Source organism: Arthrobacter ruber (genome assembly GCF_002954225.1).
GTDB lineage: Bacteria > Actinomycetota > Actinomycetes > Actinomycetales > Micrococcaceae > Arthrobacter_D > Arthrobacter_D ruber.
On record NZ_PPTH01000018.1, the window covers coordinates 455,436 to 471,990 of the forward strand.

At 71.2% G+C, this 16,555-nt stretch carries 14 protein-coding genes; 7 read left to right on the plus strand and 7 right to left on the minus strand.

The window, feature by feature from the left end:
* Nucleotides 1-21: 21 nt before the first annotated feature.
* The 3 genes from CI785_RS16025 to CI785_RS16035 are packed head-to-tail and all read right to left on the minus strand — an operon-like array spanning nt 22 to nt 3,204.
* Nucleotides 22-1,116: a polyprenyl synthetase family protein gene (locus tag CI785_RS16025; RefSeq protein WP_105033061.1), complete on the minus strand. Its 1,095-nt coding sequence runs from the start codon at nt 1,114-1,116 to the stop codon at nt 22-24.
* A 9-nt stretch (nt 1,117-1,125) separates the two neighbouring features.
* Nucleotides 1,126-2,442: a geranylgeranyl reductase family protein gene (locus CI785_RS16030; RefSeq protein WP_105033062.1), complete on the minus strand. Its 1,317-nt coding sequence runs from the start codon at nt 2,440-2,442 to the stop codon at nt 1,126-1,128.
* Nucleotides 2,443-3,204 (minus strand): demethylmenaquinone methyltransferase, encoded by a 762-nt coding sequence (locus tag CI785_RS16035; RefSeq protein ID WP_105033063.1) that lies wholly within the window; start codon nt 3,202-3,204, stop codon nt 2,443-2,445.
* 80 nt (nt 3,205-3,284) lie between these two features.
* Between CI785_RS16035 and CI785_RS16040 the strand changes: the two genes are divergently transcribed.
* From CI785_RS16040 to CI785_RS16055, 4 genes are all read left to right on the plus strand, one after another.
* Nucleotides 3,285-4,643, plus strand: coding sequence for an isochorismate synthase (locus tag CI785_RS16040; RefSeq protein ID WP_105033064.1), 1,359 nt, complete (start codon nt 3,285-3,287; stop codon nt 4,641-4,643).
* Nucleotides 4,644-4,766: 123 nt separating this feature from the next.
* On the plus strand, nt 4,767-5,534 hold the full coding sequence (locus CI785_RS16045; RefSeq protein ID WP_240615246.1) for a transporter substrate-binding domain-containing protein: 768 nt from the start codon (nt 4,767-4,769) through the stop codon (nt 5,532-5,534).
* An 85-nt stretch (nt 5,535-5,619) separates the two neighbouring features.
* Nucleotides 5,620-6,405, plus strand: coding sequence for an amino acid ABC transporter permease (locus tag CI785_RS16050; RefSeq protein WP_105033066.1), 786 nt, complete (start codon nt 5,620-5,622; stop codon nt 6,403-6,405).
* Between the two features lie 5 nt (nt 6,406-6,410).
* Nucleotides 6,411-7,169 carry an amino acid ABC transporter ATP-binding protein gene (locus CI785_RS16055; protein ID WP_170068258.1) on the plus strand — a complete coding sequence of 253 codons (759 nt, stop codon included), beginning with the start codon at nt 6,411-6,413 and terminating at the stop codon, nt 7,167-7,169.
* Nucleotides 7,170-7,173: 4 nt separating this feature from the next.
* Here the strand turns inward: CI785_RS16055 and menD are convergent, their stop codons facing one another.
* The 3 genes from menD to CI785_RS16070 form a co-directional block, all read right to left on the minus strand.
* A complete protein-coding gene (gene menD / locus CI785_RS16060; RefSeq protein ID WP_205753652.1) occupies nt 7,174-8,961 on the minus strand; it encodes a 2-succinyl-5-enolpyruvyl-6-hydroxy-3-cyclohexene-1-carboxylic-acid synthase in 1,788 nt (595 codons plus the stop codon).
* Between the two features lie 119 nt (nt 8,962-9,080).
* A complete protein-coding gene (locus CI785_RS16065; protein ID WP_105033068.1) occupies nt 9,081-11,141 on the minus strand; it encodes a PhoX family protein in 2,061 nt (686 codons plus the stop codon).
* A 205-nt stretch (nt 11,142-11,346) separates the two neighbouring features.
* Nucleotides 11,347-12,345, minus strand: a complete 999-nt coding sequence (locus CI785_RS16070) for an o-succinylbenzoate synthase (RefSeq protein ID WP_105033069.1) — start codon at nt 12,343-12,345, stop codon at nt 11,347-11,349.
* Between the two features lie 90 nt (nt 12,346-12,435).
* On the opposite strand from CI785_RS16070, the gene CI785_RS16075 reads away from it, so the two are divergent.
* The 3 genes from CI785_RS16075 to CI785_RS16085 all read left to right on the plus strand — a co-directional run bounded on the left by CI785_RS16075 (nt 12,436) and on the right by CI785_RS16085 (nt 15,212).
* Entirely contained in the window at nt 12,436-13,353 is a 918-nt protein-coding gene (locus CI785_RS16075; RefSeq protein ID WP_105033070.1) for a phosphatase PAP2 family protein, read from the plus strand.
* 107 nt (nt 13,354-13,460) lie between these two features.
* The gene (locus CI785_RS16080; protein WP_105033071.1) at nt 13,461-14,609 is read left to right on the plus strand and encodes a zinc-dependent alcohol dehydrogenase; all 1,149 of its coding nucleotides are present in this window, start codon (nt 13,461-13,463) and stop codon (nt 14,607-14,609) included.
* A gap of 9 nt (nt 14,610-14,618) precedes the next feature.
* Nucleotides 14,619-15,212: a hypothetical protein gene (locus tag CI785_RS16085; protein WP_105033072.1), complete on the plus strand. Its 594-nt coding sequence runs from the start codon at nt 14,619-14,621 to the stop codon at nt 15,210-15,212.
* A gap of 16 nt (nt 15,213-15,228) precedes the next feature.
* Here CI785_RS16085 and CI785_RS16090 read toward each other — a convergent pair whose 3' ends face one another.
* On the minus strand, nt 15,229-16,458 hold the full coding sequence (locus tag CI785_RS16090) for an MFS transporter (RefSeq protein WP_105033073.1): 1,230 nt from the start codon (nt 16,456-16,458) through the stop codon (nt 15,229-15,231).
* Nucleotides 16,459-16,555 lie beyond the last annotated feature (97 nt).

A 16,555-nucleotide genomic window follows, 5' to 3' on the forward strand; every position in this document is an offset into this window, starting at 1 on the left:
CCGGTACGACGGCGGGCGGGGCTAGACGTCCCTGCTGACCACGGCCTGCGCGAAACTCTCCAGCGCCTGCTTCACCACGCTGTCGGGCAGCGGCGCGAGGGCGGCGACGGCGGCGTCCGCCCACTGCTGCGCCACGGCCCAGGCCTCCTGCGTCTGCGGGTGCGAGCGCACCGCGGCCACCGCCTCCGCGAGGGCCTCGTCGCTGGAGAGGTCGCCGTCCACGAGCGCGACGACGTCGGCCGCGGACCGGTCCCCGGCCGCGGCGGCGCGGCGCAGCAGGATGACAGGCAGGGTGGGGACGCCCTCGCGGAGGTCGGTGCCGGGAGCCTTGCCCGACTTCACCTTCAGGCCCGTGACGTCGATGACGTCGTCGGCGAGCTGGAACGCGACGCCGACCTTCTCGCCGTAGGACACCATGACGTCCACGACCTCCCGCGGAGCGTCCGCGAAGATCGCGCCGAGCTGACCCGAGGCCGCCACGAGCGAGCCGGTCTTGTCGGCGATCACGGACAGGTAATGCTCGAGGTCGTCCTGGCCCTCGCGCGGCCCGACGGTCTCGTGCAGCTGGCCGAGGCACAGCCGCTCGAAGGTGCGGGCCTGGATGCCGAGGGCCTCGCCGCCGAGCTCCGACACGAGGATCGAGGCCCGGGCGAAGATGAGGTCGCCGGTGAGGATGGCCACGGAGTTGCCCCACACCTCGTGCGCCGTCGGGGCACCGCGGCGGTAGGGCGCGGAGTCCATGACGTCGTCGTGGTACAGCGTGGCGAGGTGCGTCAGCTCGACGACGACGGCGGCCTGGACCACCTTGGCGCCGGCCGGGTTACCGAGGTGGGAGGCGAGGATCGTCAGGAGGGGCCGGATGCGCTTGCCGCCGGCCTCGACGAGATGCCGGCTCGTGGCGTCGGCGAGGGGATCGGAGTTGCTGATGGCCCCGCGGAGCTGCTTCTCCACCTCGGCGAGGCAGGACGAGACGGACGGGCCCAGCTCCGGGTCCTCGGCGATGAGGGCGAAGCCGGGAGGCAGACGCAGCGCGTCGGCGTCGTCCGGGACGTCCGCCGTGTCCAGCGCGCTGCCATGGCCCACGCTGGTCCACCCGGGATTGAAGGAGTGTGTCACCGTCTAAGCCTAACGAAGTGGGGCGGCGCTTTGCGCACGCAGATAGGCCGCCAGCGACGGCTGGTTGGACGTGGGCGGGACGAGGGACTCGAGCAGATGGATGACGCGGTCCTCGAAGCCCCGGCCGCCGGTGTCCGTCAGGTTGGCGAGCATGCGGACCACGAAGCGCATGAGCACCGGGACCGGCATCCCCGTGCGCAGCGCCAGCGACATGACCGCGGGCTTGCCGATCAGCTGGGCGAACACGCGTCCGAGCGTGAAATGGCTCCCCCACTGCCCGCGCACGTACGGGGCGTAGCCGGACAGGACCTGGTCCCGGCCGAGCTGCGAGCCCACGCCCTGCGCCCGCTCGATGAACTCGGCCGCGTAGCGGGCGGACTCCATGGCGTAGGAGATCCCCTCGCCGTTGAACGGGGACACCATGCCGCCGGCGTCGCCGAGCAGCAGCAGGCCGGGGCTGTAGTGCGGTGTGCGGTTGAAGCCCATGGGCAGCGCCGCGCCCCGGATCTCGCCCACCATGTTCTCGGGCGTGAAGCCCCACTCGGCGGGCATGCCCGCCGTCCAGTCGCGCAGGACCTGCTTGTAGTCCAGCTTGCCGAACTCCGCCGACGAGTTGAGGATTCCCAGCCCCACATTGGACGTGCCGTCGCCCACGCCGAAGACCCAGCCGTAGCCGGGCAGCGGCCTGCCGGTGGCGTCGGGCAGCTCCAGCCAGCCCTCCATCCAGTCGTCGTCCGTGCGCGGGCTCGTGAAGTACGTGCGGACGGCGACGCCGAGGGGCCGGTCGTCGCGCTTCTGCATCCCGAGGCTGACGGCGGTGCGTGTGGAGTTGCCGTCGGCCGCGAGCACGACGTCGGCCGTGAACGTGCGCGTCTCGCCCGTCCTGCGGCCGTCGGCGTCGAGCAGGTTCGCCGTCACCCCGGTGACCCGGCCTGCGTCGTCGCGCAGCGCGGTGGTCACGGAATGGCCCTCGAGGATCGTGGCGCCGGCGGCGCGGGCGTGCTGCGCGAGGGCGTCGTCGAAACCGAGGCGGGTACGGACGAGCCCGTAGTCGGGGAAGTCGCTCAGCTCGGGCCACGGCACCTCCACGGTGCGCCGGCCGGCGATGAGGCGGAGGCCCCTGGTGCGGCGCCACCCCTCGCTCTCGTCGTGCGGCAGGCCGAGCAGCTGCAGCTCGCGGGTGGCACGGGGCGTCAGGCCGTCGCCGCACACCTTCTCGCGGGGGAACCAGGTCTTCTCGAGGACCGTGACCTCGATGCCCGCGCTCGCGAGGTAGTACGCCGCGGTGGATCCCGCCGGGCCCGCACCGACGATCAGGACGGTCATCTACGCGGCCGCAGACGTACGGCGCAGGCGGACCTGGCCGGGCAGCAACGGCTCCTCGCCCGGTGCTGCCGGCGCCTTGGTGGCGCGGTGCACGGCGACGATTCCTCCGTTGAGATTCCGGTACTCGACGTCGTTCCAGCCGCTCTCGCCCAGCCACGCGGCGAGCTCGTCCTGGTTCGGCCAGGCACGGATGGACTCGGCCAGGTAGACGTAGGCGTCGGGGTTGGAGCTGACCTTCCGGGCGATCGCCGGCAGGGCCCGCATCAGGTACTCGGTGTAGGTGGTGCGCCACAGCGCCACCGTGGGCTGCGAGAACTCGGCGATGACGAGGCGGCCGCCCGGCCGCGTGACGCGCAGCATCTCGGCGAGCGCCTTCTTCGGCTCGTTGACGTTGCGGAGGCCGAAGGAGATGGTCGAGGCGTCGAAGGAGTTGTCCGCGAACGGCAGGTTCGTCGCGTCGCCGGCCACGAAGGAGATGTCCGGGCGCCTGCGCTTGCCCACCTTCAGCATGCCGAGGGAGAAGTCGCATGCGACGACGTCGATCCCCGCGTCGGCGTAGGGCTCGCTCGAGGTGCCGGTGCCAGCGGCGAGATCCAGCACGCGCTGGCCGGGCTCGGCACCGACGGCGTCGACGACGATCCGGCGCCAGCGGCGCGTCTGCCCCATCGACAGGACGTCGTTGACGACGTCGTAGCGGGGCGCCACGTCGTCGAACATGGCTGCCACTTCGTCAGGACGCTTCTCCAGCGATGCACGGTTCACCCCGTCATTGTCTCAAACAACGGGGATGCACCTAATCACCCCGGGTTCGGCACGATGCCGCGGAGTACGCTTGAAGCATCATGAGCACACCGTCCCTCACCGCGCTGCCGCCTGCGCCCGGACACTCCCGCGGCCTCCGCAGCATCACGGTGGCGCGTGGCACCATCGATCCCCAGGCGGGCCTCCTCGAGTACGTGGTCCGCAACGACGCCCATACCTGGATCCGCCGCGGCGGCGGGCTGGTCGCCTACGGCGAGACCGCACGCTTCACCGTCACCGGCCCCGACCGTTTCACGCAGGCCCAGGAGTGGTGGCGCCGCGAGCTCGCCGGCGCGGAGGTGCAGGACGAGCTCGCCGTCCCCGGCTCCGGCCTGATCGCCTTCGGCTCCTTCGCCTTCTCCAAGACCTCCCTCCACGAATCGCGCCTGATCGTCCCGGAGGTGGTGGTCGGCTGCAGCGAGGGGATGAGCTGGCTCACCTACATCACGGACGACGCCGAGGCCGAGCTGACCGCCGAGGCGGCCGAGGCCGCCCTCGCCGCCTACCTCATGGAGCCCGACGCCGACCGCTCCCCCGGCCCCGATGACAGCCTCGGCCCGGGCGTGCTCACCGAGGACCAGTACAAGGTGGCCGTCGCCGAGGGCGTCAAGCACGTGCGGGCGGGCGAGCTGAGCAAGCTCGTGCTGGCGCGCGACATCGTGGCGAACCTCGCCACGCCCGTGGCCACCGCGCAGGTGCTGCGCGAGCTCGCCGTGCGGTACGAGGACTGCTGGACGTACGCCGTGGACGGCCTGATCGGCTCGACGCCGGAGATGCTCATCAAGGTGGAGAACAGCACCGCGCGGGCGCGCGTGCTCGCCGGCACCCTGGACCGGGCCAACGCACCCGCGGGCGACCCCGACTACCCCACGCGGGTGCTCGCCGGGTCGGAGAAGCAGCTCCACGAGCACCAGATCGCCATCGACTCGCTCACCGAGACGCTCGAGCCCTTCACGAGCTCCATGACCTCGCACAGCGAGCCCTTCGTCCTGCAGCTGCCCAACGTGTGGCACCTGGCCTCCGACGTCACGGCGCGGCTGGCGGTCGACGACGACGGCCAGGTGCCGACGTCGCTGGCCCTGGTGCAGGCGCTGCATCCCACCGCCGCGGTGTGCGGCACGCCGACCACGGTGGCCGGGGCGCTCATCCGCGAACTCGAACACCTCCAGCGCGGCCCCTACGCGGGACCCGTGGGCTGGATCGATGCCGGGGGCAACGGCGAGTGGGGCATCGCGCTGCGCGGCGCCGTCGTCGAGACCCCCACCCGGGTACGGCTGTACGCGGGGTGCGGGATCGTCGAGGGCTCCCAGCCCGAGGCCGAGCTGGCGGAGACGTGGAGCAAGTTCCGGCCCATGATCGAGGCCCTCGGCCTGTCCCGCGGAGACGGGCCGCGGCGGTGATCGGGGGGCAACAGCCGTAGCCCGTGATGCACTTCCTGCATTCGTCGTTAGAATCAGCAGGACATTTTTCACCTGCATCCCGTCTGCCCTAGTGAGGAACCCATGCTTTCCAAGAAACCCGCAATGCTGGCCGCCCTGGCCGCCGGCGCCCTTGCCCTGAGCGCGTGTGGTGGAGGCTCCGACGACGCCGGCTCCGCTGAGGCGAGCGGCCTGGACCTCGTGTCCGAGGGCACCCTGACCGTCTGCTCGGACATCCCCTACCCGCCGTTCGAGTACGAGGAGAACGGCGAGTACACCGGGTTCGACATGGATCTCATGAAGGAGATCGCCTCCGGCATGGGCCTCGAGCTCGCCGTCCAGGATGTCGGCTTCGACGGCCTGCAGAGCGGCGCCGTCCTCGGTGCCCGCCAGTGCGACATCGGCGCCAGCGCCGTCACCATCACCGAGGAACGCCAGGCCAACCTCGCGTTCTCGGACCCGTACTACGACTCGCTCCAGTCGATCCTCGTGCCGACCGATTCCGACATCGCCTCGATCGACGACCTCGCCGGCAAGCAGGTGGGCGTCCAGCAGGGCACCACCGGCGCAACCCATGCGGCGGAGAAGGCCCCCGAGGCCGAACTGGTCCAGTTCCCCTCCGACGCCGAGATGTACGCCGCCATCCAGGCCGGCAACGTCGACGCCCTGCTGCAGGACCTGCCGGTGAACCTCGGCCACACCGAGGACGGCGCCTTCACGATCGCCGAGGAACTCCCCACCGACGAGCAGTACGGGTTCATCATGTCCAAGGAGGGCAGCGAGGAGCTCGTCGCCGCCGTCAACGAGCAGCTCACCGCGCTGCGCGACAACGGCAAGTACCAGGAAATCTACGACTCCTACTTCGCGGAGTAACACGCCCCCTACCCGTGCGGCGCCGGCAGTCCTCGACGCCGGTGCCGCACGGGTGCAACCTCCCGAAGGAAGGTAGTCCCCCCGCGTGAAACGATCGACACGCAGACGCCTCATCCAGGGCGTCCTCTACGCGGTGTTCGCTGCCGTCGTCCTGTTCGTCATCCTGTCCGCCGACTGGGGCACCATCCAGCCCTACTTCTTCAATCCGGACATCGCCGCCGCCGTGTTCCCCGAGATCCTCACGATCGCGGCGAGGAACACGGTCATCTACACGGCCATCGCGTTCGTCGGCGGCCTCCTGCTGGGCCTCCTGCTCGCCCTCATGAAACTCTCCCCGGTCCTGCCGTACCGATGGCTCGCCACCGGCTACATCGAGCTCTTCCGGGGGCTTCCCGCCCTGCTGGTCATCTTCGGCTTCGCCTACGCCATCCCCATCGCGTTCCAGTGGCGCCCGCCCGGCGGCAACGCGGGCGCGGGCCTGATCGCCCTGATCATCGTCTCCGCCGCCTACATCGCGGAGACCATCCGCGCGGGTATCGAAGCGGTGCCCAAGGGTCAGGTGGAGGCTGCACGGTCCCTGGGCATGAACTCCGCGTGGACCATGGTGACCGTCGTCCTGCCCCAGGCCTTCCGGATCATCACCCCGCCGCTGACCAACGAGCTCGTGATCCTCATCAAGGACACCTCCCTCCTGTTCATCGCGGGCATGGCCATCGGCGACCGCGAGCTGACGACGTTCGCCCGCGACGCACTCACCAACCAGGCCAATGCGACGCCGCTCGTCGTCGCCGCGCTGCTGTACCTGGTCATCACGCTGCCGCTGACCCAGCTCGTCGCGAAGCTCGAACGACACAACAAGAGAGGCCGGTGATCCCTGTGGCCCATCCGGCAACAGGCGCTGCGGCAGTCCCCGCGATCGAGATCCGGGCGCTGCACAAGTCCTTCGGCAGCAACGAGGTGCTCAAGGGCATCGACTTCCACGTGGACCAGGGCGAAGTGGTGTGCGTGATCGGCCCGTCCGGTTCGGGCAAGTCCACCCTGCTGCGCTGCGTGAACCGGCTCGAGGAGCCCACCAGCGGCACCGTCATGGTGGAGGGCGTGGACATCACGGACAGTGAGACCGATCTCGACGGCGTCCGGACGCGCATCGGGATGGTCTTCCAGCAGTTCAACCTCTTCCCCCACCTGACCGTGCTGAGGAACCTCACCCTCGCACAGCAGCGCGCCAAGAAGCGGGGCAGGGCCGAGGCCACCACGATCGCGCAGCGAAACCTCGAGAAGGTGGGACTGGCGGAGAAGGCCGACGCCTTCCCCGCCCAGCTATCCGGCGGCCAGCAGCAGCGCGTCGCCATCGCCCGCGCACTGTCCATGGACCCGGACATGATGCTCTTCGACGAGCCCACCAGCGCCCTCGATCCCGAGCTCGTGGGCGACGTGCTCGAGGTCATGAAGCAGCTGGCCCGGGAGGGCATGACGATGATGGTCGTCACCCACGAGATGGGCTTCGCCCGCGAGGTCGGCGACCGCGTGGTCTTCATGGACGGCGGCGTGGTGGTGGAGCAGGGCAGGCCCGAGGACGTCCTCGGCGACCCGCAGCACGAGCGCACCAGGCTGTTCCTCTCGAAGGTGCTCTGAGGCCCTACCGGGTGAGCGTGTCCGCCACCGCCCGGCGGATGCGTGCATGCAGGTCCCGGAGAGTGCTGCGCTCGGCGCGCACCTCGACGATGGAGCGGCCCGTGATGGTCCGCTCCATCGCCGTATCCAGCTCCTCGAGCGTCGTCACCCGCTGGAAGGGCACGCCGTGCGCCCCTGCCAGCGCCGCCAGATCGACGGAGTGCGGGGTGCCGAAGAGGCGTTCGACGACGGCGCCGTAGCGCGCCGTCGTCGTCTCCGCCCCGTGCTCCAGGAGACCGAAGATCCCGCCGCCGGCGTCGTTGAGGACCACGATCTGCAGGTCCGGCTGCGCCTCGCCGCTGCCGAGGAGCAGGCCGCCGGCGTCGTGCAGGAACGTCACGTCGCCCAGGAGGGCGCGGGTCGGGATGCCCGCGGCGAGCGCCACCCCGGTGGCCGTCGAGACGGTGCCGTCGATCCCGGCGAGCCCGCGGTTGGCGAAGACCTCCAGCGGATGCCAGTCGGCGGCGGCTACGAGGTCCACGTCGCGGATGGGATTGGAGGAGCCGAGCACCAGGTTGCCGTCGGTGTGCTCCCAGACGGCGTCCGCCACGTGCAGCCCGGTGAGGCCGTCCTCGCCGGCGAGGAGGGACTGGATGGCGGCCTCGGCGGCGGCGCCGGCCTCCCGCCAGGACCGCAGCCAGCCGTCCCCGCCGCGGCCCGCGAACGCCAGCAGCTCGGGCAGGGTGTCGATGATGCGCTCGGTGCGCCGGCCCTCCTCGAACCAGGCCACGGGCTCGGGCAGGTACAGGGCGTGCTCGACGTCGGGCCGGGCCAGCAGCGCGGTGACGGGACGGGACAGCGTGGGGCGGCCGAACACCACCACGCGCGTGACGGCGGGCCCGAGGTGCTCGAGCAGCAGCCGGTAGGGCGCGATGGCGCTGCTGCCGAAGCGGGCGTTCGACGACGGCTCGGCGAGCAGCGGGAGGTCGAGATGGGCAGCGAAGACGGCCGCGAGTTCCCCCGCCCCGTGTCCGGCGACGACGACGGTCCTGCCGGCCGTGCCTGTGCTGACATCCGTGGGGCCGGTGCTGCTGTCCCCGGCGCCGCCCGCCGTCCCCTCGGCCCCCGCCGCCCCGTCGGCGGTGGACGCACCGATGGTGCGGAGGCGTCCGTCCCCCGCGGCGCCGTGGCGCCCTCCCCCGTGCACCTGCGCCCCGGCAGCGTCGGGGTCTGCACCGTCAGGCACCAGCGGGTCCCGGAAGGCGAGGTTGAGGTGCACCGGTCCGGGTGCACCCGAGGGCATGCCCTGCTCGGGCCGCCCGACGGCGGCGCGCAGTGCCGCCGCGACGGGCAACGCGGGGTCCTCACCGGCCGCGACGTCGATGCCGGCACGGACGTGCACACCGAACAGGCCCGGCTGCACCGTGGTCTGGTTGGCCCCGGTCCCCCGGAGCTCGGCGGGCCGGTCCGCGGACACGACGACCAGCGGCACCGCCGCGTGGTTCGCCTCCATGACGGCCGGCAGGAGTTCGCCCACCGCGGTCCCCGACGTCGTCACGACGGCGGCCGGGCGCTGCCCGCCGAGCGCCAGGCCCAGGGCGGTGAAGGCACCGGCGCGCTCGTCGATGCGCACGTGCAGCCGCACCAGGCCGGCCGCCTCGGCGTCGGCCAGCGCGTACGCGAGGGGCGCGCTGCGGGATCCGGGCGCGACGACGACGTCGGTGACGCCCCCGTCCACGAGGGCGCGGACGGCGCGTGCGGCCGAGGTGGCGGAATCGAGGGGCACGGACGGGGTGGCTGCTGGTTCTGTCACGTGTCCATCCTTCCACCCGGACACGGATGCACCCCCGGCCGGAGACGGGGGTGCATCAGGTGGGGTCCCGTGCCTCCGCCGTCCGGGCCGTACGGACCCGGGACGGCGGGCAGGCGGTCCTAGGCGCGGAAGACCTGCACCACGGAGGGGCGCGGAAGGGCGGCCTCGCCCTTGCCGGGAACCGCGCCGGCCGGCACGTAGTCGGGGAAGAGCGAGTTCTGCGCCCCCCACTTCCCGTCCTCGCCGGGGTGCTGCACGGCGACGAAGACGGTGCCGTCCTGGTCGTGGATGACCGGGCCGCAGGTCTCGGCGTCACGTGGGACGGCGAGGAACTGCTCGACGCGGCCGCGCTCCGCGCCCTCGAGCTGCACCTTGAACAGCCCGTCGTTGAACCCGATGGTGCTCGGCTGGCCGTCCGTCGAGATCCAGAGGTTGCCCTCGGAGTCGAAGGCCACATTGTCCGGGCAGGAGATCGGCGAGACCTTGTCCTTCGGGTAGCCGCCGAAGTAGGTGGCGGGGTTGCGGGCCGGATCGCCGCACACCAGGAGCAGATTCCAGGTGAAGCGGGTCCCCGTCGCGTTGCCGCCCGCCTCGGTGAGCTCCACGACGTGGCCGTCGCGGTTGGCCGTGCGCGGATTGGCCTCGTCCGCCACGGCTGCGGTGCCGACTCCGCGGTTGGTGTTGTTGGTGCAGGCGACATAGACCTTGCCCGTGGCGGGGTTCGGCTCGACGTCCTCGCAGCGGTCCATCTTCGTGGCACCCATCTTGTCCGCCGCGAGGCGGGTGAAGACGGCGACCTCGGCGGCGCTCATGCCCGCCACCACGGACCTGTTGTCGACGAGCAGCGGCAGCCACTCGCCGACGCCGTCGAAGGCACCGTCCGAGGGGAGCGTGCCGGTGCCGTCGATCTCGGCCACCGAGTTGCCCTGGAAACGCGCCACGTAGAGGGAGCCCTCGCTCAGCAGCGTCATGTTGGCCCTGCGAGCGGCAGGGCTGGTGCCCGGCTGGACCCTGTTCTTCGACACGAACTTGTACAGGTAGTCGAAGCGCTCGTCGTCGCCCATGTACGCCACCACGCGGCCGTCGGAGGCGACGGTCACATTGGCGCCCTCGTGCTTGAAGCGTCCCAGCGCCGAGTGCTTCTTCGGGGTGGACGTCGGATCGAAGGGGTCCACCTCCACGATGTACCCGAAGCGGTGCTTCTCGTTCTCGTACCCCGCGTTGCGGGTGTCCCAGCGTGCCTCGTCGATCTCCCAGCCGCGTGCCGTCGGCTTGCTGGTGATGCCGTAGCGCCGGTCGCCGTCGCTGGTGCCGGCTGCCACGAAGTAGCCGTTGAAGTTCTCCTCGCCGGAGAGGATGGTGCCCCACGGCGTGGTGCCGCCGGCGCAGTTGCCCAGGGTACCGAGGATGCTGCGGCCGGCGGGGTCGTCCTTGGTCTTCAGCAGGTCCGATCCGGCGGCGGGGCCGGTGACCTCGTACGGGGTGGTGGTCAGGTAGCGGCGGTTGAGCGGCGCGCCCTGCACGTAGGACCACGGCTTGTTCTTGTTCTTGCGCTCGAGTTCGACGACGGACAGGCCGTGGGCGGCCTTGCCGATGCCCCGCACCTCGGCGGCGGGCAGCGTCGGCGGCACCATGATGTTCTCGTTGGTGTACTCGTGGTTGGCGAACAGCACCGCGCGGCGGCCCTTGCTGCCCTCGATCTCGATGACGTCCGTGTAGTCGCAGTTGTACCCGAACTGCAGGGCCTGCGCCGCTGCGGTCTGGTTGTTCGGATCGAAGGCCGGCGAGGTGCGGAAGAGGGGGTCACCCCAGCGGATGACCGGGTTCCAGTCGTAGCCCTGGGGCACGGTCATGTCGTCCACGAGGGCGTCCACGGGGGCGATCGGGTCGAAGGGCAGGTTGCTCTTCAGGTACCCCTTGCCGGGCGGCGGTGCTGCCACGGCCGTGCCGGCACCCGTCTGGGAGGTGACGAGCAGCGTCAGCGCGCCTACGGCGCCTGCGCCGAGGGCACTGCGGCGCGAGAACTCACGCGAGACGATGTCGCGGAAGTAGTTGTTGCTCGACGTGTTGCAGACGGCATCGGAGCACGCATTGTCACACTTGAGCGCGCAGGTGACGGCACTGCGCTTCCCCTTCGTGTGGCCGAGCATGGGCAGCAGGCGGCGCGTGGTGTCAGTCATGGGGGGTGGTACCTCTCAACAGGATGAACGGCGTTCGCCCCCACCCTGCCGAGAGCACCTGAACAGCCGAGGTGCCGCCCGGTGAACACCGCGTGAACGCGGCCCGAACAGGACCCGCTCGCCCCGCGGCCACCCGGCCCGCCGGCAGACCCGCGTCCGGGGCCCCTTCGATCCCGCGACCTCCCGTGCGAGGGAGCGGCCCGACTCAGTCCGCGAGGACGGCGTGGGCGCGCCCGAGCCGCTCGAGCCACCACTGCGCCCTGTCCGGTGCGGCCGCGAAGCGCTCCAGCAGGCCCTCGGAGACCTCGACCTCCCGTACCGGGAGCCGGCCGCCCTCGGGCACGAGGGAGTGGTGGGTGACATCGCCCGCCATGAGGGACACCGTGGCGAGCCCGCAGGCGAAGGGCAGGTCGGGCAGTGTTGCGGCGAGGGCCACGCCGGCCCGGATGCCCACGGAGGTGTCCAGCGCCGAGCTGATCACCGCGGGCAGCCCTGCGGCGTCGATGATCCCGAGGGCCCTCCGGACACCGCCGAGGGGTGGCGCCTTGATGACGAGGAGGTCCGCGGCGTCCTCCCGTGCGACGAGCAGCGGGTCCTCCTGCCGCCGCACGCTCTCGTCGGCGGCGACGAGGACCTCCTCGCCGCGGCGCCGCAGCTCGAGCCGGACGGCCCGCAGCCCGGCGATGTCCGCCACGGGCTGCTCCACGTACTGCAGGTTGAAGGGGCCCAGGGCCTCGAGGGCCTCGAGCGCCCCGTCCTGCGTCCAGCCGCCGTTGGCATCGACCTTGATGCCGGCGTCGGGCAGGAGCCTCCGCACCTCCGCGACCCGCGCGACGTCATCCGCCAGTCCCTGCCCCTTCTCGGCGACCTTGACCTTGACCGCGTCCACGGCCCCGAAACGGGCCAGCACATCCTCCACCTCGCGCGGCCCGACGGCGGGGACCGTCGCGTTGACGGGGACGGACGTGCGGACCGGGTCCGGGAACCCCTGCCACGCCGCCTCCACCGCGCACGCGAGCCAGGGCGCTGACTCGGCGTCGTCGTACTCCAGGAAGGGACAGAACTCCCCCCAGCCGGCGGGTCCGCGCAGCAGGAGCGCCTCGCGCACGAGGACGCCGCGGAAGCGGACGCGCATGGGGACCGAGACGACGCGCGCGGATGCGGCGAGTTCCTCGAGGGGAGGCAGGGGCGGGTTCGGGTGCACGACCTCAGGCTACGGGAGGCCGGGAACGGTCAGCGGGGGGTCACGGGATGATGACGGGACGCGCAGGATCGTGTGGAAGCATGGAGGGATATGTCGTCGCAACGAACCTCCACGGGACCGGACCGGGCAGCACGCTCACCGCTGCTGTTCGTGCTGGCGGCCGTGGCCTGCGCGGCGGCCCTCGGCTGGACGTACTGGGCGTTCGTCCGCACCACCACGGGCCAGTTCGCTGACGAGTCCGCGTGGCGCGAGGCAGGGGTGGCGGCACCCGAGAGCCAGGGGCCGTTCCTTCGGTTCCTCGACACGCTGCCCGCCATCTCCGTGGTCCTCGCCGCCGCTGCGATCCTCTTCGTCGCGTTCCGTCGCCGGCGGTACGGCGCGGCGGCGGTCGCCGTCGCGGTCATCCTGGCCTCGAACCTGACCACGCAGCTCCTCAAGAACGTGGTCTTCGACCGGCCGGACCGCGGCGTCGCGACCCTGGCCTTCAATTCATTACCCTCCGGACATACAACCCTCGCGGCATCGGCTGCCGCGGCCGTCTTCATCATCGCGCCGCCGCGCTGGCGACCGGTCACCGCGGCGGCAGGCGGCGCGTACTCGGTCCTCGCGGGGGCGGCGACCTTCATCAACCTGTGGCACCGCCCGGCAGACGTCGTCGCCGCCCTCCTGGTGGTGGGTGCCTGGACGCTCCTGGGAGGCCTGGTGATCCTGCGGACAGGCCATGGCTGGAACAGCTGGGACGGCTTCGGCGGGCACTGGGCGTCGTCCCGTGGCTGGCTGGTGCTGTGCTGGTGCGCAGGGCTCGGCAGCCTGGCCGTGTCCGCGGCACTCTACGCCTCCGTGCATGTGATCGGCCCGGCGTCCGAGCCCGGGACGGCGACAGTGCCCCTGTTCTTCTGGTGGGGCCTCGGCTGGATCGTCGGGGTCGGTTTCACCCTCTCGGCCGCCGCGGGCTGGCTCTTCGCAGCACAGGCCGGCAGGACCGCGGACCGGGCGCAGCTCCCTTAACACCCCGCGGGTCCCTCCGCACGGAATTTTCCCTGCGGCGCCCTGCCGTTGAAGCATCGGCGAGACGGTGCAACGCTGACCGGACAAGCGACGGAAAGAGGCGACCGATGAAAGCCATGGTGTACCGCGGGCCCTACAAGATCCGGGTCGAGGACAAGCCGATGCCGAAGATCGAGCACCCGAACGACGCCATCATCAAGGTGACGACCGCGGCGATCTGCGGCTCAGACCTGCACCTCTACCACGGGCTCATGCCGGACACGCGGATCGGCCACACGTTCGGCCACGAGTTCATCGGCGTGGTCGAGGAGGTAGGGCCGTCGGTGCAGAACCTGAAGCGCGGCGACCGCGTGATGGTCCCCTTCAACATCTACTGCGGCTCCTGCTACTTCTGCGCGCGTGGCCTCTACTCCAACTGCCACAACGTGAACCCGAACGCGACGGCGGTGGGCGGCATCTACGGCTACTCGCACACCACCGGCGGGTACGACGGCGGGCAGGCGGAGTTCGTGCGCGTGCCGTTCGCCGACGTCGGGCCCACGATCATCCCGGACTGGATGGACAGCGAGGACGCCGTGCTGCTCACGGACGCCCTGGCCACCGGGTACTTCGGTGCGCAGCTCGGCAGCATCGCCGAGGGTGACACGGTGATCGTGTTCGGCGCAGGCCCCGTGGGCCTCTACGCCGCGAAGTCCTCCTGGCTCATGGGGGCCGGCCGCGTGATCGTCATCGACCATCTCGAGTACCGGCTCGAGAAGGCACGCACCTTCGCCCACGCCGAGACCTTCAACTTCGCGGAGTACGACGACATCATCGTCGAGATGAAGAGGACCACCGACTTCCTCGGCGCCGACGTGGTGATCGACGCCGTCGGCGCCGAGGCGGACGGCAACTTCATCCAGCAGGTCACGGGCACCAAGCTCAAGCTCCAGGGCGGCTCGCCCATCGCCCTGAACTGGGCCATCGACTCCGCGCGCAAGGGAGGGACGGTGTCCGTCGTCGGCGCCTACGGTCCCATCTTCAGTGCGGTCAAGTTCGGTGACGCCCTCAACAAGGGACTCACGCTGCGCATGAACCAGACACCGGTGAAGCGGCAGTGGCCCCGCCTCTTCGAGCACATCCAGAACGGCTACCTGAAGCCCAACGACATCGTGACGCACCGGATCCCGCTCGAGGACATCGCCGAGGGGTACCACATGTTCTCGGCGAAGCTCGACAACTGCATCAAGACGCTCATCATCGCGAACCCCAGCTAGGAGACCACCATGGCAGCATCCGGGCCTTCGACGCCCTACGTCGCGAACAAACCCAAGGACATCCCCACCGCCGAGGCGTTGCGCGCACGGATCCCCGGGTGGGGCGTGGACCTCGACCGGAAGGACCGTCCGTCCTACCCCCGCGAGATCTACGACCCCGAGGGCACCGGCGCCCACTGGGACTACCCCGACGAGCAGCCGGACAGCGAGGGCCGGGAGCGGTCCATCGAGCACGGTCAGCTCACGCCCGTCTTCGGGACGAGCGTTCCGCTCCACGGCGTCTCGGGCAGCATCCGGCGCTACGCCTACCGCTACAGCGAGGGCCGCGCGGCACACTGGCTGCTGCTGCTGCTCGGCGACCGCGTGGAAGCCTGGGGCGCTCATGCGAGCTCCTTCGTGACGCTCCGCCCCGACAACCCGATCACCGAGACGGGCGTCCTGTCCGAGGGCCGGAGGCACGGCATCGCATCGCGCCTCGGCAAGAAGCGGGTGGACGTCAACCACCAGTGGATCGACCCGATCGTCGTGGCGGGGCCCTGGGTGGCGGCGTCCGCGGGAGCCGTGCTGGCGGTGCGTGCCATCACCCGTCGCGGGCGGCGCTGAGGAGGGTTCGCCCGGGTCAGCGCGTCCTCGCCGGTTCCGCGGAACCCGGGGCGGCCCGTGGGATCCAGTACCAGAGCACGCCGGCGCCGAGGAATCCGAGAACCGCCGTGGACCAGATGCCTGCCGAGAGGGTGGCGAGGGCCGTTACGAGGGCGAGCAGGGCCGGCCCGCCCATGGTGCCGAAGTCGGTGAGCAGGCGCCAGATACCGAGGAACTGCGGGCGTCCGGGTGAGGGCGACAGGTCCGCGCCGAGCGTCATGACGATGCCCGAGCCGATCCCGTTGCCGAAGCCGATGAGCAGCGCGACCAGGAGCAGTCCTACGGCGTCGTCGGTGAGGGGCAGCAGTGTGAGGGCCGTTCCCATGATGAGCATGCACGGCACGGCGATCCAGCGGCGGCCCTTCACGTCCATGACCTTGCCCGAGGGGTAGAAGATCAGCATGTCGATGGCGCCGGACAGCCCGTAGATCACCGCGGTGGCCGAGGCGTCGAGCCCGATGTCCTCCGCCCAGAGGGGCAGGACGGCCTGGCGGGTGGCACGGACGGCCGCGATGAGCAGCACCCCGATCCCCACGGTCACGAAGATCCGGACATGGCTGCGCATGACCGAACGCACCGTCGGCGCGAGGACGGCCTCCAGCGCGGCCCCGCCGGGCCTCGAGGATGCGCCCCGGGCCGGCACGTCGAGTTCGGGGACCCGCCAGCTGAGGGCGGCAGCGACGAGGCTCGCGACGCCTCCCACCCAGTACGCGCCGTCGAGCCCCAGGCCGCTCATGGCCAGCGCCGCGGCGAAGGGGCCGGCGAAGACGCCGATCCGCGTGACCCCGCCGAGCGTGGAGAGCGCCCGTGCGCGGAAGTGCGGGGGCACGGCCTCGGTCAGGTAGCTCTGGCGCGCGAGTCCGAAGACCGCGCCCGCCATCCCCACCATGAAGACGGCTGCGGCGAAGACCGGCAGGGTGGGGGCTGCGAGCGCCAGGAACATCGCCGCCGCACACCAGAGCGCCGCCCCCACGAGCGCCTTCCGCTCCCCGAAGCGCGTGGCGATCAGGGTGGCGGGGACGTTCGTGACGAGGGAGCCGATACCGGACAGCGTGATGACCAGTGCCGCGGTGGCCACGTCGGCGCCGAGGTCACGGGCGGTGAGCGCTATGACGGGCAGGATGGCCCCGGTGGCCACTCCGTAGAACAGCGACGGACCGTACGCTCCCACCGCGATCGCGCGCAGATCGAAGGTTTCCTTGGGCACCGTTCCAGCCTAGTCCGAGGAACGGAGCGCGGAGAGGCCGCTCTGGACAGCGCCCGGCAGGTGCAATACCTTTCTTCGTACCGTGCTTTCGTCTCGG